Origin of the sequence: Pseudomonas sivasensis (genome assembly GCF_021391435.1) — a bacterium.
Classification (GTDB): domain Bacteria; phylum Pseudomonadota; class Gammaproteobacteria; order Pseudomonadales; family Pseudomonadaceae; genus Aquipseudomonas; species Aquipseudomonas sivasensis.
Window position 1 is genome coordinate 4,872,052 of the sequence record NZ_CP090029.1, and the last position, 21,130, is coordinate 4,893,181.

Annotated in this window: 14 protein-coding genes; 6 read left to right on the top strand and 8 right to left on the bottom strand. The window is 59.2% G+C overall.

Annotated features, from left to right (window positions below):
- Nucleotides 1-120 precede the first annotated feature (120 nt).
- A complete protein-coding gene (locus tag LRO94_RS22045) occupies nt 121-6,033 on the top strand; it encodes a leucine-rich repeat domain-containing protein (protein ID WP_179179971.1) in 5,913 nt (1,970 codons plus the stop codon).
- A 33-nt stretch (nt 6,034-6,066) separates the two neighbouring features.
- Here LRO94_RS22045 and LRO94_RS22050 read toward each other — a convergent pair whose 3' ends face one another.
- The 7 genes from LRO94_RS22050 to acs form a co-directional block, all read right to left on the bottom strand.
- Complete coding sequence (locus LRO94_RS22050) at nt 6,067-7,047, bottom strand: GlxA family transcriptional regulator (protein WP_095185706.1); 981 nt, start codon at nt 7,045-7,047, stop codon at nt 6,067-6,069.
- 129 nt (nt 7,048-7,176) lie between these two features.
- Complete coding sequence (locus LRO94_RS22055) at nt 7,177-7,941, bottom strand: ABC transporter ATP-binding protein (protein ID WP_032886749.1); 765 nt, start codon at nt 7,939-7,941, stop codon at nt 7,177-7,179.
- A 27-nt stretch (nt 7,942-7,968) separates the two neighbouring features.
- Entirely contained in the window at nt 7,969-9,081 is a 1,113-nt protein-coding gene (locus LRO94_RS22060) for a succinylglutamate desuccinylase/aspartoacylase family protein (RefSeq protein WP_179179970.1), read from the bottom strand.
- Between the two features lies 1 nt (nt 9,082).
- Complete coding sequence (locus LRO94_RS22065) at nt 9,083-9,781, bottom strand: ABC transporter permease (protein ID WP_179179969.1); 699 nt, start codon at nt 9,779-9,781, stop codon at nt 9,083-9,085.
- The gene (locus LRO94_RS22070; protein WP_032886746.1) at nt 9,778-10,467 is read right to left on the bottom strand and encodes an ABC transporter permease; all 690 of its coding nucleotides are present in this window, start codon (nt 10,465-10,467) and stop codon (nt 9,778-9,780) included. The genes LRO94_RS22065 and LRO94_RS22070 overlap by 4 nt, the downstream gene beginning before the upstream one ends.
- A gap of 91 nt (nt 10,468-10,558) precedes the next feature.
- A complete protein-coding gene (locus LRO94_RS22075) occupies nt 10,559-11,344 on the bottom strand; it encodes an ABC transporter substrate-binding protein (RefSeq protein ID WP_032886745.1) in 786 nt (261 codons plus the stop codon).
- Between the two features lie 653 nt (nt 11,345-11,997).
- Nucleotides 11,998-13,953, bottom strand: a complete 1,956-nt coding sequence (gene acs / locus LRO94_RS22080; protein WP_032886744.1) for an acetate--CoA ligase — start codon at nt 13,951-13,953, stop codon at nt 11,998-12,000.
- Between the two features lie 412 nt (nt 13,954-14,365).
- On the opposite strand from acs, the gene LRO94_RS22085 reads away from it, so the two are divergent.
- The 4 genes from LRO94_RS22085 to LRO94_RS22100 all read left to right on the top strand — a co-directional run bounded on the left by LRO94_RS22085 (nt 14,366) and on the right by LRO94_RS22100 (nt 18,088).
- Complete coding sequence (locus tag LRO94_RS22085) at nt 14,366-14,635, top strand: DUF2790 domain-containing protein (RefSeq protein ID WP_032886743.1); 270 nt, start codon at nt 14,366-14,368, stop codon at nt 14,633-14,635.
- Nucleotides 14,636-15,210: 575 nt separating this feature from the next.
- Nucleotides 15,211-16,461 carry a ribonucleotide-diphosphate reductase subunit beta gene (locus tag LRO94_RS22090; protein ID WP_093529834.1) on the top strand — a complete coding sequence of 417 codons (1,251 nt, stop codon included), beginning with the start codon at nt 15,211-15,213 and terminating at the stop codon, nt 16,459-16,461.
- 196 nt (nt 16,462-16,657) lie between these two features.
- A complete protein-coding gene (locus LRO94_RS22095; protein WP_179179968.1) occupies nt 16,658-17,371 on the top strand; it encodes an HNH endonuclease in 714 nt (237 codons plus the stop codon).
- A 72-nt stretch (nt 17,372-17,443) separates the two neighbouring features.
- Complete coding sequence (locus LRO94_RS22100) at nt 17,444-18,088, top strand: HAD-IB family hydrolase (protein ID WP_032891078.1); 645 nt, start codon at nt 17,444-17,446, stop codon at nt 18,086-18,088.
- A gap of 406 nt (nt 18,089-18,494) precedes the next feature.
- Here LRO94_RS22100 and LRO94_RS22105 read toward each other — a convergent pair whose 3' ends face one another.
- On the bottom strand, nt 18,495-19,454 hold the full coding sequence (locus tag LRO94_RS22105; RefSeq protein WP_179179967.1) for a LysR family transcriptional regulator: 960 nt from the start codon (nt 19,452-19,454) through the stop codon (nt 18,495-18,497).
- Between the two features lie 193 nt (nt 19,455-19,647).
- On the opposite strand from LRO94_RS22105, the gene argH reads away from it, so the two are divergent.
- Nucleotides 19,648-21,075: an argininosuccinate lyase gene (argH, locus tag LRO94_RS22110; protein WP_179179966.1), complete on the top strand. Its 1,428-nt coding sequence runs from the start codon at nt 19,648-19,650 to the stop codon at nt 21,073-21,075.
- The last annotated feature ends 55 nt before the right edge of the window (nt 21,076-21,130 follow it).

Genomic DNA, 21,130 nt, shown 5'->3' on the forward strand with positions numbered 1-21,130 from the left:
GGCAGGGGATGACAGGATCTTCGCAAATCAGCCCCAGCGCGCTGCGCTAACTGTCTACCGCCCAACGACAAGCCCGCGCTGTTTTGCTGAGCCTCCTCAAAAGCCATCAAGGAACGGCCCATGGCGCAGCATCCTGAAACCCAAACACCACACCTCGACATTCTCCGCGACGCTATCCCTCCTTGGTTGGGCACGGCCAGTGCCGCCAAGCGCGTGGCGTTGAAAGCCTGCACGCCGTTGATTGCCGACTGGTATACCCGTGCAACCGAGTCGCAACATGCACAGCTCAAAGAACTCAACGCCGCCGCCTGGACCGCGCAGAACCTCGTGGACAAGGCTCTGGCGGCACTGAAAAGCCCGGAGCAGTTCGGCGCCGAACGCCTGCACGCGGCACTCAAGGACGAGTTCGGCATCGACACTGATGTGCGCACCACCTACCTGCAACTGTACGTCCCGTTGACCGTTGTCGGTTTTACCGTCAAGCAGGGCGCGGCCAGAACCTGGTCGGTCTCACTGCTGGAAGCGGCGCTGCACAACTTCGAAGCAGACGAGACCTACGCGCAGCACTCCGGCTTCAGCACGCAACCCACGGCCACAGGGCAGTTCAGCCCCCTGCCCGACCTCGACGCGAAGATCAGCGTCGCGCAATTCACCCAGCTCTGCCGGCGCCTGGACATCGGCGGCCAATACCAACGCTACCTGGACGAGTACCTCGACCTGGGCAACCCCGTGGCGCGCAACGCCCTGGAGCACTGGCTCAAACAAAGCCACTTGGGCGCGCTGAAATTCGCTCTGTACATGGCCTTGCTCAAGGACGAGCTGCCCGCCGCCAGCCACACCGCGGTACTCAATCTGATCGAAAACGGCGACGCCACGCACAACGGCTGCCCACCGCTGATGGCCCATGATTTATTCATCATGGATTGTCGCCTCACTGGCGTGGTGCTGTTCGCTCCGGATCTGGAGAACAGTCGCGATGCAGTCCCGCTGATCGCCTATATCCCCGACGATCCGCAACACCCGATCAAACACTACCCCAGCAGTGCCGCGTTCATGCAGAGCCTGGTCGCCCGGTTGCGCTCGAAGGACTTTCAAGGGTTCTTCAGCCGTTTTGTCCGCCATGAAGACGCTGCGGTGTTCTTCGCCAACCTCAATCAACGCCTCAGCCAAGTCACCTGGCATGCGCATAAACAGGGCGATCCACTGCCCAGTTGGCGTGACACCCCGACCCAGAGCCCCCAGCTGCAATTTCGCAGCCTCAGGATCAACGGTGACCTCTTCGCGCATCTATTCCAGATGCACCTGAGCAAGCTGCTGGCAGACGCGCAGAGCCGCGCGGTCTCCACCGCCAAGGTCGACCAGAACGCACGTTGGGAACGCTGGGAATTCCTGAAAAAAATCGGCGATACCCTGCTGCAGATCGTTGCCTTCGTGGCACTGCCGTTCGTGCCGCCGCTGGGCGCACTGATGCTGGCGTATACCGCCTATCAGGTGCTCGACGAGGCCTTCGAAGGCATCATCGACTGGGCTGAGGGCCTGCGACATGAAGCCCTGGGCCATGCTTTGGGCCTGCTGGAGCAGATGGTCCAACTGGGCCTGTTCGCCACCGGATTGCCCATCATCGAAGGACTGGTGCGCGAAGCCTTGCCCGCGCAGCTGCTGGCCTTCATCGAGCGCTTGCAACCGGTCAAGCGGCCCAACAGTCAGCGCCGTCTGTGGCAACCCGACCTCAGCCCCTATCGCCAGGACGTGACACTGCCCGCCGAGGCACGCCCGGACGCGCAAGGCCTGCACCTGCACGCAGACAAAAACATCCTTAGCCTCAATGGCGAGCGCTATCACGTGCAGAAAGACGCCGGCCGCTATTTCATCCAGCACCCCACGCGACCTTCGGCTTACCGTCCGGCCGTGATGACCAACGGACAGGGCGCCTGGGTCACCGAGCTGGAAAACCCCTTGAGCTGGGATAGCACTACGCTGATGCGCCGCCTCGGTTACCAGACCGATTCGTTGAGCGACGCGCAATTAGCGCAGGTCCGCGACAGCAGCGCTACCCATGACAACACGTTGCGCAAAACGCACAGCACCCAGCAGCCGCCACCACCGCTACTGGCCGACACCCTCAAGCGCTTCAAGATCGACCAGCAGTTGCAGGAGTTTGTGACACAGATGAACAGCGACGACCCGGCGATCTACGCCAAGGCCGATCCGCAGACCCAATTGCAGTTGCTGATCAGCTATGGCCTGTGGCCCTCCGGCAAGACCTTGCGGGTGGTGGATGCCAGCGGCAACACCCTGTGGGAGTTCCTAGGAGAATCCGGGGCCAGCACTGTGCAGGTACTTGAGGAGCAATTGCGCAACGGCGACCTGCTGCCCACCCTGATCGACAGCCTGAATGAGCCGGAGCGCAAGGAACTACTGGAAGAAGAATTCGGGCTGCCTCCCGCCTCCAGCCGCACCCGCGCAGCCGCTTTGCGCAAGAAACTTGCGCGTATTGCCCAGGACAAGCGCTTCTCACTGTTCGACTCACGCTACCGCGGCCAGGACCGCACCAGCGACCCACGTGTGCAAAAGCTCATCGACAGTGCCTCGCGCCCCGGCCTGCCGACGCCGGTTGCCGAGGAGTTACTGGCCGGTGCCAGTGGCGAGGAGCTCAAGTCGATCGACGCTGGCAAGGTACCGACGCGCCTGACCGAACTGGCCGAATGGTCGTTGCATGAAGTGCGCACCACACGCGCCTATGAAGGCCTGTATCTGGACGCTGTGGAAAATCCGGACACTTGCCGGCTGGCGCTGCATTCGCTGGAAAACCTCAATGGCTGGCCCGAGTGGATTCGTCTGGAACTGCGCCAATACCGCGCTGACGGCGAGTTGCTCGACGCCATCGGGCCTACTTACGCGCCGACCAAACGTACGCTGGTGGCCACACCGGACGGCCAATTCATCCCCGAGAACGGCCAGACCGCACTGTTTGGCAGCACCGATTTCTACACCGCCGTCCTGCAGGCCCTGCCTGACAGTGCACGCAATGCGCTGCAACTTCATATCGGCCAGGGCCCACGCCTCAAGCAGGCGATCGGCGATGCCCCGCTGGATCGCCCTACCTTGCGCGACATATTAAAGAGCGACCCGCACAACAAACCCAGCTACGACCCCAATGTCATGCGTTTGCGCGGCGGCATGGACGGTTACCCGCCAGCCATTCCCGAGGTGCCGGGACCCAGCCGCGGCCCCTCGCTCGAACAACAACTGCAGACGCTGCGCCCGCAACTGTCGCGTGCAAGAATCCGCGACATGATCGCCGCCCTGCAAAATACCCCCGGCGGTGCACAACTGGCCTTAACCCGGTTGCGCAACGAATACATCCAACTGGACCTGAACCTGGTGGTCTGGGAATCCCAGACACCCCGTGTACACCCCACAACCGGCGCTACGCTGAGCGCGCTCCAATATGAATACCTGCGGCGCGACCGCAATTTGTTTGCCCACCAACTACGGCGAGCCTGGCGCCAGGAAACCGAGCTCGATAACTTCTATGAGCCGCCAGCCATCAACGGTCATATCCTGCGACTGTCAGCCCCCCTGCTGGGTGAGTTGCCCACCCTGAGTGCACGCTTCGAACATGTCTCTCACCTGGAATTGCAGGGTGCGCACCAACGCATGGAAATCGACGGATTCCTGCAGCTTTTTCCAAGCTTGCGTCGGCTGAACATCCGCAATCTTGCCGTGGACGAACTGCCGCCCAGCCTGGCCTCGATGAACACGCTCAACGAATTGATCCTGAGCAGCTGCAACATCCGCCTCACCGAGCAAAGCCATGCGGTCATCAACAACATGACGCGCCTGTTGACCCTTGACCTGTACAACAACCCCCTGACGCTGACTCCCAATGTGGAACAGATGCCGCAGTTGCAATACCTGGACCTGGCCAACACCGACATCGAGCAACTGCCCGAAGGATTGCTGAGTCGCAGCCACCTGACGCTGGCGATGCTGTCCAATAACAGGATCAGCGAGTTGCCTGCCGCCCTGTTCGATTTGCCCGTCGACATCACTCGGCATTTCGACCTGTCCAACAACCCGTTGTCCGAGCCGACACTGGAGAGCGTCAAAGCCTACTTCCAGCGTACCCAACACTACCTGGAAGCGATCCCGGCCAGGGTCGACGCGGAGCAGGCCAAAAGACTGTTTCCCTCGTTCAACGGTGACCAAATCAACCGCTTCATTTTTGGCCTGCCAGGGGACCTGGCAGCCGGTCGCGTCGAGATGAGTCGGCTGGAGAACGAATTTCCCACTATCCGTCAGGATTGCCTTGGCTGGGCCAACGACAGCAGCGTCACCGCCGAGGAACAGGCCCTGCGCCACCGATTCATCGTTGCACTTGAGGCAGGCTGGCGACGCGATATCACCTCGGGCGATGTCAACTTCGGGCTGCCGATGCTCAGCTACGAATTCAGCCTTTTCCTCCCGGTGAGCGGCGATTTGCCCGCCCTGCGCACCTCGTTCAATCATGTGTCCGTGCTCGCCTTAAAGGGCTTGGGCTCACCGTTGGGCCTGGATGCGTTCCTGCGCAGTTTCCCGGCGCTGACTGCGCTGCATATCGAAAACTATGCACTGAGTGAACTGCCGCGACTCGGCCACCTGCCAAACCTGTCGTACCTGGTGCTGGACCGCTGCACGCTGCAATTGTCGCCTTCCGCGCAGCAAGCCTTGCAGGGCATGCGTGAACTCAAGCACCTGAACCTCGATAACAACCCGCTGGCGCGACTGCCGGATTTCAACCAGCTGCCCAACCTGGTCAGCCTGTCACTGCGTAACACTGGCTTGAGCGAACTGCCCCGCTCGCTGATTCAGCCAGCGGTATTGCGTGCCCGCGTGGACTTGAGCCAGAACGCTTTGCGCGAGCTGCCTGAAGAGGCCTTCGAACTGCCGCGGGCGGCCAGCAACGCATTCGACCTGTCGGCCAACCCGCTGTCGCCCTCGACCTTGCACGCGATCAAGCGCTATTGCCAAGCCAAGGGCGAACACTGGAATGCCAGCATTCCCGATACACAATTGCAGCGCATCAACGCGCTCTACCCCAGCCTCACGGAGCGAGACACCAAGCGCATCTTTTTTGAGCTACCCGGCGAACTGGAGGAAGCCGACGCGCAAATCAGCCGCCTGAGTGCCGAATACGAGCGGCTCGACAGCGACCTGGAGGAATGGGTACTCAACGTCCCCGCCATGGACCAACTGGCCAACCCCCTGTTGATCGAAAATGCCCGCGCCGAGGAGCAGGTGCGTCGCCTGGCATTCAAGGAATTGATACTGCGCTGCTGGCGCAGAGAAACCGATCTGGATGAAAACGAATGGCCCGCCCGAAACACTCACAAGCTGATCTTCAACGGCCAGCTTTCCGGAGATCTGCCAGCCCTGAATGCGCGCCTGGAACATGTGACGCTGATGGAACTGACGGGCGACAAGCGCCATGTTCGCGTAGGCGAATTCCTGCAGGCGTTCCCAAACCTGACTGCGCTGACAGTGGAGCAGCACGCCCTGCAGCGGATTCCAGACCGGGTGTTCGAACTCAAGCAATTGCGCCTGCTCAAGCTCAGCAATAACCAGATCCGCCTGACGCCGGACAGCATAGAGCAGCTATCACGCCTGACGGAGCTCACTTACTTGGATCTGAGCGACAACACCCTCACCCAAGCGCCGGACCTGCGCAACATGACGCGACTGACGATGGTGTACCTGCACAACTGCAGGCTGCGCGACATACCCACGGGGATCTTCAGCCTACCGCGCCTGCGGGCCGTAGACTTGAGCGACAATCTGATCGAGCACTTGCCGGACGACCTGCTGGGAATGCCACTGCCGCTCGACGATGACTCGGATGTGAGCGGCAACCCCCTGTCTCCCGAAAGCCTGACGATCTTGCGTACCTATTACCGGCAGACGGGTTATGAGTTGGGCGTGGAGGAAGCGACATACGACGAAAACATGGAGGACATAACCCCGCCCGGCACACCGGAACCCATGGAGGAGTGAGACAGTCGCGTACCTGTGCGGGACAACCCGGTTTCAGCCGCGTTCGGACGGCACCGATGACAACTCGAACGGGCTGCTACTGCGCCGTTGATTGCGGTCTTCACGCGGGGTGGCGCCGAAGAAGTTGCGGTAGGCGCTGGAGAAGTGTGGCCCTGAGGAGAAGCCGCAGGACAGGCCGATCTGGATGATCGACTTGCTGGTTTGCATCAGCATTTGGCGGGCCTTGTTCAGACGCAGCTCCAGATAATACTGGCTGGGGACGCGGTTGAGGTACTGCTTGAAGATCCGCTCCAGTTGTCGTCGCGACACACAGACGTGCTGGGCAATTTCGTCAGTGGTCAGCGGTTCTTCGATATTGGCTTCCATCAGCAACACGGCCTGGGTCAGCTTAGGATGGCTGGAACCCAGGCGGTTTTGCAGGGGAATCCGCTGGCGTTCGCCGCCTTCGCGGATGCGTTCCACCACCAGTTCTTCGGAGACTGCACCCGCCAGTTCGGCGCCGTGGTCGCGGGCCAGTACCGCCAGCAGCAAGTCGAGTACCGACATGCCACCGCAGGCGCTCAGGCGATCACGGTCCCAGTCGAACAGGTGGCTGGTGGCGATCACCTTGGGAAAACGTTCGGCGAAGTCATCCTGCCAGCGCCAGTGCACGGCGGCGCGATAACCGTCGAGCAGACCGAGCTGGGCCAACGGGTACACGCCGGCCGACAAACCACCGATCACACACCCGGCCCGCACCAATTGCTTGAGGGCCGTGCTCAGTTGCGAGGCAATAACGGTTGGCGGCTCGTCGGCCAGCAGAAACAGTTTCTGAAAGCCTTCGAGCTTGCCGGCCCATGGTTCGCCCGGCAATTGCCAGGCGCCTTCGGTGGCAGGCTCCGCGAGCAAAAACGACAGCTCGTAAACCACATCCGGATGCACCCGCTGAGCAACGCGTAAGGCCTCCTCAGCCAGCGCAAGCGTGAGTGCCTTTGTGCTGGGCCAAATCAGGAAACCAATTTTATGGGCGGTCATGGAGTGCTATCCGAAGCCTGTAACAGTAATGAAGACAAGGGCCAATGCTAGCCCGTAAACCAACACAAAGCTTAAAAACGATAAAGATCCAACTGTAGAACCCCAATGTAGAGATCCATGTGGGAGGAATTATTTCAAGCTGCCGGACAGGAACTGCTGCAACCGCTCGGACTGCGGGTTCACCAGCACTTCCCGCGGGTTGCCGCGCTCTTCAACAATCCCTTTGTGCAGGAACACCAACTGGTTCGACACTTCGCGGGCAAAGCCCATTTCGTGGGTGACCACCACCATGGTGCGGCCTTCCAGGGCCAGGTCCTGCATCACCTTGAGCACTTCGCCGACCAGTTCCGGGTCCAGCGCCGAAGTCGGTTCGTCAAACAGCATCACCTCAGGTTCCATCGCCAAGGCACGGGCAATCGCCACACGCTGCTGCTCGCCGCCGGACATATGGCCAGGGAACGCATCCTTACGATGGCCCACGCCGACTTTAGCCAGATAGTGCTCGGCCTTTTCACGGGCATCTTTCTTCGACATGCCCAACACGTGCACCGGGGCTTCCATCACGTTTTCAAGCGCGGTCATATGCGACCACAGGTTGAAATGCTGGAACACCATGGACAGGCGCGAACGCATGCGTTGCAGCTGCTTGGGATCAGCGGCCTTCAGGGCGCCGTCCTTGTTGGCCACCAGTTTCAGCTCTTCGTTATTGAGCAGAATCTTGCCGGCGTGGGGTTGCTCCAGCAGGTTGATGCAGCGCAAAAAGGTACTTTTGCCCGAACCACTGGAACCGATGATGCTGATCACATCACCGGCCGCAGCGGCCAGGGAAACACCTTTGAGCACTTCATGACTGCCATAGCGTTTATGCAGGTCTTGGACTTCAAGTTTGTACATGCGGTCGGTTCTCACAAAAACAGGTGGTCAGTCGTTGAGCAAGCGCCCGTGTCGCAGCGCGTCGCGCCCCGCCACCTTGGCCAGCCAGAAACCCGCTTGGGCATAACGTAGCCGTTCAACGGCAAACAACACCCCCGACGTACCGGCGCAGATAACGCTCACGCGGTCTTGCAGGGGGTCAATCACTTCAAAAATCGGTTCGCCAGCGTCCACCCAATCTCCGGCTTTGCGCAGGTAACTGATCACACCGGCGTGGGGCGCGAAGAGCAACTCGGTGCCTTCAAACGGCATGCCTTCGCACGCTTCGTGCTGCGCAGCCGGCCATTCGCCGTTGATCAGGCCTTGCTCGGCAAGGAATGCGAGGATGCCCTCGGCGTGGAAGATTGCTTCATCACGCCCGGTGTCGGCTTGACCACCCAGTTCCAACGTCGTCGCGAGGCACGACAACGGGATCTGAGCGTCCGGAAACATCCGGGACAAGCGCAACCATGGCAGCGAGCAGGCTTCATCAAACGAGCTCCCACCGGAATCCTCCGCCAACAAGCCGACCTTCACATTCAGATGCGCCGACAGCGAACGCCACTGGGGCCAATGCTGGGGCAGCGCGTACATATGCAGCGCGGCTTCGGCGTCGCAATGCAGGTCGAGGACGATATCGGCGGTGCACGCGTGGCTCAGCAAGACGCGCTGCATGCCTTGCAACTGGCTGCTCGGCTCGGGCAAGTCGCTGAGCGCATCGCTCATGGCCTGACGGATCAGGCGCACATTGGCATGGGGATCATCCCCCAGCTTGCCTTGAAGCAATGCGGCAACCGGTTCGCTCAACTCGACGAAATCGCGGTTGAAATTCTTGCCACTGCCTACTTCGAAACGCCCCTGGTGGCTGCCTTGCAACAACTGGCCCAGGCCCATCGGATTGGCCACCGGCACCAGCTCAATCACACCGTTGAGTGCGCCTTGCTGTTCCAGTTCTGTCAGGCGTTTTTTCAGTTCCCAGGCGGCTCGCATGCCGGGCAGTTCATCGGCGTGCAGGCTGGCCTGGATATAGGCCTTGCGCTCGCCGCTGCCAAAACGGAACACGCTCAGTTGGCGCTCGCAGCCCAGGTGGCCCCAGGGCAACAGGTGGTCGATACGTTCCATATCAGTGCTTCCGTGGAGCCAGGTAGCTCAGCCAGCGGCGCTCGGCCAACTTGAACAGGCGCACCAGGATAAAGGTCAGGCACAGGTAGAACACGCCAGCGGTGATATAGGCTTCGAACGGCAAGTAGAACTGGGCGTTCACCGTGCGTGCGGCGCCGGTGATGTCGATCAGGGTGACGATGGAGGCCAGGCTCGTGGTCTGGAGCATCATGATCACTTCGTTGCTGTACTGCGGCAGCGCACGGCGCAAGGCCGACGGCAGCAGGATGCGGCGGTACAGCTTATAGCGCGACATGCCCATCGCCTTGGCCGCTTCGATCTCGCCATTGGGCGTGGCCTTGAGGCTACCGGCAATGATCTCGGCGGTGTAGGCGCTGGTGTTGATCGCAAAGGCCAGGCACGCACAGAACGTGGCGCTGGACAGCAGGGGCCACATAAAGCTTTCGCGCACCGCTTCGAATTGCGCCAGGCCGTAGTAGATCAGGAACAGTTGCACCAGCATCGGCGTGCCGCGGATCACGTACGTGTAGAGCCAGGCCACACCGTTCACGACCGGCTGCTTGGACACACGCATCAACCCCAGGGGCAAGGCGACGAGCAGGCCGAAAAACAGCGAGATGGCGAGCAATTTCAGGGTAGTCAGCAGGCCGCCAAGGTACAGCGGCATGGCCTCCCAGATGACGTTGTAGTCGAAGATCATAGATCAGCCGCCCTTACGCCTACCGAGTAGCGCTTCTCAAGATAGCGCAGCGCCAGCAACGATACGCTGGTGATCACCAGGTACATCGCCGCCACTGCGAGGAAGAAGGTAAAAGGCTCGCGGGTGGCATCTGCCGCCTGCTTGGCCTTGAACATCATGTCTTGCAGGCCTACCACCGAGATCAGCGCGGTGGCCTTGGTGAGTACCAGCCAGTTGTTGGTGAAGCCAGGGATCGCCAGCCGAATCATCTGCGGCACCATCACCCGGAAAAACACTTGGAAACTGCTCATGCCATATGCAAGGCCGGCTTCGGCCTGTCCCTTGGGGATGGCCATGAAGGCGCCACGGAAAGTTTCCGAAAGGTAGGCGCCAAAGATGAACCCCAGAGTGCCGATACCGGCGGCCAAAGGGTTCAGGTCGATATAGTCGTCGTAGCCGAGCATCGGCGCGACGCGGTTGAGCAGGTCCTGGCCGCCGTAGAAAATCAGCAGGATCAGCACAAGGTCAGGGATCCCACGGATCACCGTGGAGTACAAGTCACCCAGCCAGGCCAACCAGCGCACCGGCGACAGGCGTAACGCGACCCCGATCAGACCCAGAACAATGGCCAAGGCCATGGACGACAAGGCGAGCTGAAGCGTCAACCATGCGCCATCGAGGATGACGGCCCCGTAGCCTTTCAACATGATTCAGGTCCTCGAAAAGGGGGATGAAAAAATGGCGCAAACCGCAGGAATTCTGTTGCTTGCGCCATTTAGGACAGACCGCTGCGACGTTTTACTGGGCTTCTGGGCCGTAAATGTCGAAGTTGAAGTACTTTTTCTCGATTTCTTTGTATTTGCCGTTGGCACGGATCGCAGCGATAGCAGCGTTGATGCGGTCCAGGTTTTCCTTGTCGCCTTTACGTACCGCGATGCCTATGCCGTCGCCGAAGTATTTGGCGTCAGTGAAGGATGGGCCAACGAACGCGTAGCCTTTACCAGCGTCGGTCTTCAGGAAACCGTCTTCCAGCAGGGTGGCGTCGGCCACGGTACCGTCGAGGCGGCCAGCGGCCACATCCAGGTAGATTTCGTTCTGGGTGCTGTAACCCTTGATGTCAGCGCCTTTTGGAGCCAGGACTTCACGAGCGAAGCGGTCGTGGATCGAACCACGCTGCACGCCGATCTTCTTGCCTTTCAATTCATCCAGACTGTCGCTGACAGCGGTGCCTTCCTTCATCACCAGGCGTGCTGGGGACAGGTAGTAGCGATTAGTGAAATCAACGGACTTCTTGCGGTCTTCAGTGATGGACATGGACGACAGGATGGCGTCGATCTTGCGCACTTTGAGCGCAGGGATCAGGCCGTCGAACTCTTGCTCGACCCACGTACATTTGACCTTCATCTCTTCGCACAGGGCGTTGCCGATGTCGTAGTCAAAACCAACGATGTTGCCATCCGGCGCCTTCGAGGCAAACGGAGGGTAAGCCGCTTCGATACCAATTTTCAGAGGCTTGCCTTCAGCGAAGGCCTGCATGGACAGCACGGACAGCGCCAGGGCGCCCAACAGCACGAGTTTCTTCATCTTGGGACTCCATCGGTATAGGGCAAAACAGCAGTATGAGCCATGGCCCACGATGCGGCGAAGGTGAAACCGAATAGCGGTGCTGCGTCCGACACCAATTCAACATCGGCGACGACGAGCGAGTGATCGGCATTCTAACGACAGGCCGGAAGCCGATATTTCCTCAATGCGACAACAATTTACAGAAGCACAGAGAAAGCGGTTCCAGCTCATTGACAGCCCCTGGATTTTATGCAGAGACAAAAGACATTAAACCTGTAGACGCTGCAAATTGCGGGCCTATTATTCGCAAACCCTTCTGGCACGGCAAGTCTGGCGTTTAATCTTATTTCTTGGGGTGTCTGGAATGGGGTTTTTCGGGGCACGGGCGTAGCGCTTTGCCTCATGTGTGGACATGGGGTTACACATTTGCCCCGCCCGGTAACATTCAGAAACCTCCTACACGATAAACCGATATTTATTCGGGTGGCGCAGATCCAAACGTGGGAGGGGGCTTGCTCCCGATGGCGGTAGACCCTTGACAGCTGTATTCACCGACCCACTGCAATCGGGGGCATGCCCCCTCCCACACTGGATCCCCACCAGCTCAAAGCGAACATAAAAAAGCCCCACCCGGCTCACACCGAATAGGGCTTTGTCCAACCAACCTCGCCTTAAGCGACGTTCATGGTCTTGTGGGTTTCAATCAAATGCGCCACTACACCTGGATCCGCCAGGGTGGAGATATCGCCTAACCCGTCGTACTCAGCCGTGGCGATCTTGCGCAGGATACGGCGCATGATTTTGCCCGAGCGGGTCTTCGGCAAGCCCGGCGCCCACTGGATCACGTCCGGCGAAGCAATCGGCCCGATTTCTTTACGCACCCAATTTTTCAGCTCCAGGCGCAGCGCTTCGTTGGGCTCTTCGCCATTTTTGAGGGTGACATACACATAAATGCCCTGCCCCTTGATGTCATGCGGCACCCCAACCACCGCTGCTTCAGCCACTTTAGGGTGGGCAACCATGGCGCTTTCAATCTCGGCAGTGCCCATGCGGTGGCCGGAAACGTTCAACACGTCATCCACACGTCCCGTGATCCAGTAGTAACCGTCCTCGTCACGACGAGCGCCGTCACCGGTGAAGTACATGCCACGGAAGGTCTTGAAGTAGGTATCGACGAAACGGTCATGATCGCCAAACAGCGTACGCGCTTGACCCGGCCACGAATCGAGGATCACCAGGTTGCCTTCGGCAGCCCCTTCGATCAGGTTGCCCAGGTTATCCACCAACGCCGGCACCACGCCGAAGAACGGCCGTGCAGCCGAGCCTGGCTTGAGCGCATGGGCGCCCGGCAGCGGGCTCATCATGTTGCCGCCGGTCTCGGTCTGCCACCAGGTGTCGACAATTGGGCAACGGGATTGACCGACATTCTTGTAGTACCAATCCCACGCTTCCGGGTTGATCGGCTCGCCAACGGAACCGAGCAGGCGCAGGCTGCTGCCGTCAGCACCTTCAACGGCTGCGGTGCCGGAGGCCATCATTGCGCGAATGGCGGTCGGCGCGGTGTAGAGGATGTTGACCTTGTGCTTGTCGACGATCTTCGCCACCCGAGTGATGTCCGGGTAGTTAGGCACGCCTTCGAACAACACCGTGGTCGCGCCATTCGACAGCGGACCATAGACAATATAGGTGTGGCCGGTGACCCAGCCGACGTCGGCAGTGCACCAGTAGATTTCGCCCGGGCGATAGTCGAACACGCGCTCGTGGGTGAGGCCGGCGTAAAGCAGATAGCCGCCGGTGGTGTGCTGCACGCCTTTAGGCTTACCGGTGGAACCGGAGGTGTAGAGGATAAACAGGGCTTCTTCGGCGCCCATTTCTTTTGGCGCGCATACGGTGCCCGCCACTTTCATCAGGTCTTCGTACCAGATGTCGCGATGCTGGTTCCACTTGATCTGGCCATTGGTGCGTTTGCACACGATGACCTTCTGGATGCTGCTGGTTTCCGGGTTGGTCAGTGCGTCGTCGACGTTGGCCTTGAGCGGAATCTTCTTACCAGCGCGAATGCCTTCGTCGGCAGTGATCACCACCTTCGACTTACAGTCGATGATGCGACCGGCCAGGGCTTCCGGCGAAAAACCACCAAACACCACCGAGTGAATCGCACCGATGCGGGTACACGCCAGCATGGCAACCACGGCTTCGGGGATCATCGGCATATAGATAGTCACCACGTCGCCGCGGTGCACGTCCTGACCACGCAGGGCGTTGGCGAACTTGCAGACTTCTTCATGCAGCTCGCGGTAAGTGATGTTGCGGCTCTCGGCAGGGTCATCGCCCTCCCAGATGATCGCAATCTGGTCGCCACGCTCGGCGAGGTGACGGTCCAGGCAGTTATAGGACACGTTCAGGGTGCCATCGGCGAACCACTTGATGTCGACATGGTGATCGTCGAACGAGGTCTGCTTCACCGTGGTGAAAGGCTTGATCCAGTCAAGACGCTTGGCTTGCTCACGCCAGAAACCGTCGGGGTTGACCACCGACTGCTGGTACATGGCCTTGTAGGTCGCCTCATCGGTCAGCGTGTTGGCTGCTACTTCGGGGCGAACGGGGTACAGGGAAGCCGCACTCATCTTTCTTACCTCGGTGACAATAGTTGTTTTTGTATGCCCTGTTGTAGCCGGGGCGACCCCATAGAACCATTCGACGATGGTAGTAACAAGCCCCTACACATTGCCCTGGTATCGGCTGACAGGGCTCTGGGCCAAGGGCTGCAAGGCTTCTGGCGCTGTGTGAAAAAACCTTTACCACGGGATTGTTACAAAAACCGCCAATAGTGTTTATCAAAAGCACGGGTATATGAATATAACCCGCAGGCCTAAAATCAACTCCGTCAACACGACGCCGTGGTTTACACGGCAGTGATTAACAACGTAACAGCCCCCACGAAGGCAACGTTAATCCGAACTAACCAATCCTAAGTTACACACGTGGCCTCACAAGGGCCCCGTGACCCCTTTCGCCCTGAAGAAGGTAAGTAAAGAAATGAAAGCTCTCGTAGTTATGGCCCTCAGCAGCTTGTGCGCCACCGCCGCCCTGGCCGACGAAGCCCCGACCGAGCTGGCCGGCCAGAACGCCCCGATTGTTGAAGATTACACCTACAGCACCCACTTGGACGTTGCCAAAGTATTGTCCATGAGCGAAGTTCCGAATGTATGTGAAGTTGTACCTGCGAAGATGGAATATGAAGACTCCCAGGGTCAACGCCATATTCTTAATTACAAGATTATGGGCAACGGTTGCTCTAACGGCTAACAACTTAGTCAGTTAGAAAACACCCGGATCTTATTCGCCGCAAGAAATCGTTCTTGCGGCAAAGAACCGGCTTGAGGCACCACGCAGTCCAGGTGTGGGAGGGAGCTTGCTCCCGATAGCGTCAACCGCCGCACCTCTCTATTACGCCCTACGTCCCGTCCCCTGCCCCCACCCGCAAAAAGCCGCTCATCGCTCCTCAAAAAAAACCAACCCCAGCAAAGCCTCGCAAACACACGCTTTGGCCGAAAACCACGCCATTTTGGCCCTCGCCCGTGACCATCCACCGCAACACAAAACCGAATTTTTCCCTATAATGCGCGGGTAAATCGGGCCTGCAATATCCCTTTACACTGGGACGAAGAGCCAGACCTGAGGCCTCCGCGCGAGCTTGCACCTACCGCTGCGCACCTCAAGCCTCAAGCAGAGTACCCGTAACCCTATTCCGTTTAATGCCTGCGCTAGCTGCTGCAACAAACGATTCCTTAAGATCCACCGCGGCCCTAGGGCCGTGTGAACACCCAACCATCCGGTTTCACACGGGCACCTTTGAGCCCTCACGCAGGAGACGACACGTCATGCTGAGCTGGGACGAATTCGACAAAGAAGAAGAAGGCGAAGTAGCCACCAAAGGCGCCAACGCCGGCCACGCCACCGAAGCCAACATGGACCGCCTCGACGGTGCCGGCGCAGCCGCCGCCATCGAAGCACGCGCCGTCACCGCCAGTGACTCCGCCGCCATCGTGCGCGCCAAGGCTGCCCTGGACAAACTCGACGTCGCCGAAGGCCTCGCCGAACTCGAAGGCGCCTCCGCCCGCGTCGCCGTTGACGAAAAACGCATGATCAACTGCCGCGCCGACCTCAACCAACTCGTGCCCTTCAAGTACGACTGGGCCTGGCAGAAGTACCTCGACGGCTGCGCCAACCACTGGATGCCGCAAGAGGTCAACATGACCGCCGACATCGCCCTGTGGAAAAACCCCGAAGGCCTGACCGACGACGAACGCCGCATCGTCATGCGCAACCTGGGCTTCTTCTCCACCGCCGACTCCCTGGTTGCCAACAACCTGGTGCTGGCCGTGTACCGCCTGATCACCAACCCTGAGTGCCGCCAGTACATCCTGCGCCAGGCCTTCGAAGAAGCGATTCACACCCACGCCTACCAGTACTGCATCGAATCGTTGGCCATGGATGAAGGCGAGATCTTCAACATGTACCACGAGATCCCATCGGTCGCCAAAAAGGCAGCCTGGGGCCTGAAGTACACCCGTTCGATCTCCGATCCGAAGTTCGAAACCGGCACCGTTGAGACCGACAAAGAACTGCTGCGCAACCTCGTTGCTTACTACTGCGTGCTGGAAGGCATCTTCTTCTACTGCGGCTTCACCCAGATCCTCTCCATGGGCCGCCGCAACAAAATGACCGGCGTGGCGGAACAGTTCCAGTACATCCTGCGCGATGAGTCGATGCACCTGAACTTCGGTATCGATGTGATCAACCAGATCAAAATCGAAAACCCACACCTGTGGGATGCCGAGATGAAGGAAGAAGCGACCCAGATGATCCTGCAAGGGACCCAGCTGGAGATCGAATACGCGCGCGACACCATGCCGCGCGGCGTATTGGGCATGAACGCGGCGATGATGGAGGATTACCTCAAGTTCATCGCTAACCGTCGCCTGTCGCAGATCGGTCTTAAAGAAGAGTATCCAGGGACCACTAACCCGTTCCCGTGGATGAGCGAAATCATGGACTTGAAGAAAGAGAAAAACTTCTTCGAAACCCGTGTGATCGAGTATCAGACTGGCGGCGCGCTGAGCTGGGATTGATTCCTTAGCACAGCAACACCAAAAAGCCCTGACTTGTTCGGGGCTTTTTTATGCGAGCTCACTAAAGACTCTCCTTACAAAGCAGCGAATTTACCAAAGTAGCTGACCGCCAAATCCTTCTGGCTCGTAGGAAATTTCGTAGACGCAATAATGGCTACTCAGTATCGTCCGAGGGTTTTCTACCCTCGGCGGTTGTATGGACATTACGAAAGACAAAACGGACTGGAGCGACGCGGAGTTGGCAGCTGCGGTCGAGGCGTACTTGAAGATGCTGGCCTGGGAAAAGAGCGGCCAACCGTTCAACAAAGCCCTCGAAAACCGCCTCCTGCGCGAAGGCCCAGTGGCAGGCCGTGCAAAGGGCTCCATCGAATTCCGCATGCAAAACATCTCCACCGTGCTTGTGCGTATGGGCTGGGACCGCATCGAAGGCTATAAGCCTGCGAAGAACGTAGGCTCAGGCGTCGAACAACGCATCCGCCAAGCACTTGCCGCGCAGGGTGTATTCGAATCCGAAGACGCCGCCCAAACAGCAGACGAGCAAACGCTTATCCGCCGTGCGTCCAAACTGCAGCAGCAACCTTTCACTCAGCTACCGGACGGCATTGCCCAGCCGCAGAAGGTCTCGACCGTCAGCACCGCTTTTGTTCGAGACCCAAAGGTACGCGCTTGGGTACTGAAAGAGGCCGAGGGCGTCTGCGAAGGCTGCGGCTCTGACGCGCCGTTTGAGGTCGACGGTTTGCCATTTCTTGAAGTACATCACGTCAAGCACCTGGCCCAGAAGGGTTCGGATCGCATCACCAATGCTGTAGCCTTGTGCCCCAATTGCCATCAGCGTTGTCACCGGTCGAGTGACCGGGAGGCTTTCACCGAGGGGCTTTACGCCAAGGTCGGAAGATTGGCACGGGAGTAAACTCCTGCTGTCACACCTGATGCACGCTCAAAAAATACTAGATAGGACCGAGGCCAACCCGTGAACCCAGACATGCTCGAAGCCGGCCCCGCTGACGCCAAAGTACTTTCCGTCTTTGACTTCGACGGCACCCTGACCCACCACGACAGTTTCGTGCCCTTCCTCAAGTTTGCCTTTGGTACCGGCGAGTTCTATGGCCGGATGGTCAAGCTGGCGGTGCCTGGGCTGCGCTTTTTGGTTCGGCAGATCAGCCGGGATGAGTTGAAAGCGCAGTTGATCCGCACCTTTATGACAGGGGTGGAGAAGACGTGGGTGCAACAGAAGGCCGAGGAGTATTGCCAGCGCAATTGGGCGCGGTTGATGCGCCCGGCCGGGGTGTTGTCGGTGGAGCAGGAGTTGGGCTCCGGCGCGGAGGTGACATTGTGTTCGGCTTCGCCTGCGTTAGTGTTGCAGCCGTTTGCCAATCGACTTGGGATCAAGTTGATTGGCACCGAGCTTGAGGTAGTCGACGGGGTGTTGACCGGCAAGCTCACCGGGAATAACTGCCGGTGTGAGAACAAGGTGCTGCGGCTTGAGGCGGTGTACGGAGACCTGGGGGAGTATCGGCTCCGGGCCTGGGGCGATACGCGCGGGGACCGGGAGTTGTTGGCGGCGGCGCAGGATGCGCATTTTCGGCATTTTCATGCGAAGAAGAAGCGGGCGAAAGCGCTGCGCTGACCATTGTGGTGAGCGGGCTTGCCCCGCGCTGGGGCGCGTAGCGGCCCTAAAACCAAACGCCGCATTCTGTCTGACAGCATGCGGCGTTTTTATTGGGACTGCTGAGCAGCCCAGCGCGGGGCAAGCCCGCTCACCACAGGTTGATCAAACACAGGTTTTGGGGTCTACGCCCAACGCCGCCGCAAAGGCTTTTACCATCGGGCTGCGCGGGGCGTTTCGGCATTTTCATGCGAAGAAGAAGCGGGCGAAAGCGCTGTGCTGACCATTGTGGTGAGCGGGCTTGCCCCGCGCTGGGGCGCGTAGCGGCCCTAAAACCAAACGCCGCATGCTGTCTGACAGCATGCGGCGTTTTTATTGGGACTGCTGCGCAGCCCAGCGCGGGGCAAGCCCGCTCACCGCAGGTTGATCAGACAGCGGTTTTGAGGTCTACGCCCAACGCCGTCGCAAAGGCTTTTACCATCGGGCTGCGCGGGGCGTTATGGCGCAGGATGAGGTTGAAGGCGGTGCTCAAGTGAACTTGCTCCGGGCACAGTGCGCGAAGGCGCCCTTCTCTTACCATGGGCTTGGCGTAGTGTTCGGGCAGGAAACCGAGGAAACGGCCAGTAAGGATCAGGATCGCGACGGCTTCGACTTGCGAGGCGGAGGCGCACTGGCTGTCGTAATTGACGAAGTTAGTCTTGTCGCGATGGATCGCATAACGATGGTTGACCACTTCATATTGGCGCAGCACCTCCGGCGTAATGTCGCTCGCAGTAAAAAGCGGGTGTCCTACGGCGCAGTAGGCGTGAGCCTTTTCTTCGTACAGCGGGAAGTAATCGAACTCTTCACGGCGCTGGTACACGGGAACGATACCGACGATTAACCGGCCTTCCACCACGCCGCGTTCAACTTCGTCCAACTGTGAAGCCTGTAGGCGCAATCTTATTTTTGGTGATTCGCTATGTAATTTTCCCAATGCGGTAATAAGCGGGGAATTAACATCCGACACGGTGTTATCAATAATCCCGACACTAAGGTCACCAATAAGCTCGTTTTGCGCCGAACTAAGCTTGTCTCTGAAACTGTCCACCGAGGTAAATAACTCGATGGACGCTTGATACACTAACTTCCCTTCTTCGGTCAGCCCGAAACCTTCTCGGCCCCGTGTACACAGGCGCATGCCGATACGAATCTCGAGGTCAGAGATCTGTTTACTGATGGCCGCCAGCCCCACGTTCAGCTCGTTTTGCGCAGCACTGAAGCCGCCGGCTTCGACCACGGCCATGAATACCCGCAGCAATTTGAAGTCCAGTCCGCTCAGTTGCAGCGGTGGTCTTGTGCCCGGTTTGGGTGGCAGGTTTCCAGAAGTGGAAAGTGGAGTTTCCATAATACGCGTTGACCTCAAGTACCATATTCAACAGGCTTCAACCCAATCCTTGAACATAGCCAGGCGGCGATAATGAACATAAACATCCGCCCTTGGCAACCTTGAATACGGCGCGTCAGACGCTGATTCAGTTTAGTTGAAAACCTTTTTTTACTGCCTCCGACTCTTCTAAAAACAAGCGTGAGGAATACCCATGTCTCAGTCCACCGACCGCCTTTGGGGCGCTCGTTTCAAGACCGGTCCGTCTGCTGCGTTGGCCGCGTTGTCACGTTGCCCTGAGCGCTATTTTCGCCTGACGCCCTACGACCTGGCGGGCTCACGCGCCCATGCCCGTGAGTTGCAGCGCGCCGGTTTGCTGGATGAGTCAGAGACCCTGCGCACCCTCGAAGCACTCGACCAAATCGGCGATGACTTCACCGCCGGCCGCCTGCATCCAACCCTGGATGACGAGGACGTACACACCTTTATCGAACGCGTCTTGACCGAACGCCTGGGCGCCTTGGGCGGCAAGCTGCGCGCCGGACGTTCGCGTAATGATCAAACCGCCAACGATTTGCGCCTTTTCCTACGGGACCATGCGCGAACCATCACCACCGAGGTGTTGGGTTTGCAGCAGGCGTTGGTGGAACAGGCCGAGCAGCATGTCGAGAGCATCTGCCCCGGCTTTACCCATTTGCAGCAGGCCCAACCCATCGTGTTCGCCCACCACTTACTGGCTCACGCGCAGTCGATGCTGCGCGATGTGCAGCGTCTGGTGGATTGGGATGCGCGTACGGCGTTGTCGCCATTGGGCGCCGCAGCCATGGCGGGCTCGGCGATTGCGCGGAGGCCGGAGCATTCGGCCAAGGAAATGGGCTACACCGGGCCGTGTGAAAACTCGATCGACGCTGTGGCCAGCCGTGACCATGTGGCGGAGTTCCTGTTTGTGGCGGGCATGCTCGGGGTGAATATTTCGCGGCTGTCGGAGGAGTTTTGCCTGTGGTCGTCGCGCCAGTTTCGCTGGGTGGTGTTGGACGATGCCTACGCTACCGGCAGCTCGATCATGCCGCAGAAAAAGAACCCGGACATTGCCGAACTGGCCAGGGGCAAAGCTGGGCGTTTGATTGGCAACCTGACCGGGTTGATGTCGACGCTCAAATCCTTGCCGCTGTCGTACAACCGCGATTTGAGTGAAGACAAACACAGCGTGTTGGACAGTGTGGACACGTTGCTGCTGGTACTTCCAGCCATGGCGGGGATGGTGGCGACCATGAAAGTCCAGGTGGACGAACTGCGGCGCCAGGCACCGATGGGTTTTACCTTGGCGACCGAGGTGGCGGATTGGCTAGCCACTCGTGGTGTGCCGTTCAAGGAGGCCCATGAGATTACCGGCGCGTTGGTACAAGCCTGTGAGAAGCATGAGATTGAGTTGTGGGAAGCCTCACCGGCGATGTTGGCCGAGGTGGATGCTCGGCTGCTGCCTGAGGTGCGGGATTGCTTGACCCTGGAAGCGGCGATTGCGGCACGCAGTGGCTGGGGTGGGACGGCACCGGAGCGGGTTCGAGAGCAGATTGGACGTTTGAAGATTGCATTGGCGGCTCAGCAGCAGTGGGCTGAGAGCTATCAGGGCTTTCGGATTTAAGCCTGTCAGAGGTGTGGTGCGGGGGCTGACGCTTTCGCGAGCAAGCCCGCTCCCA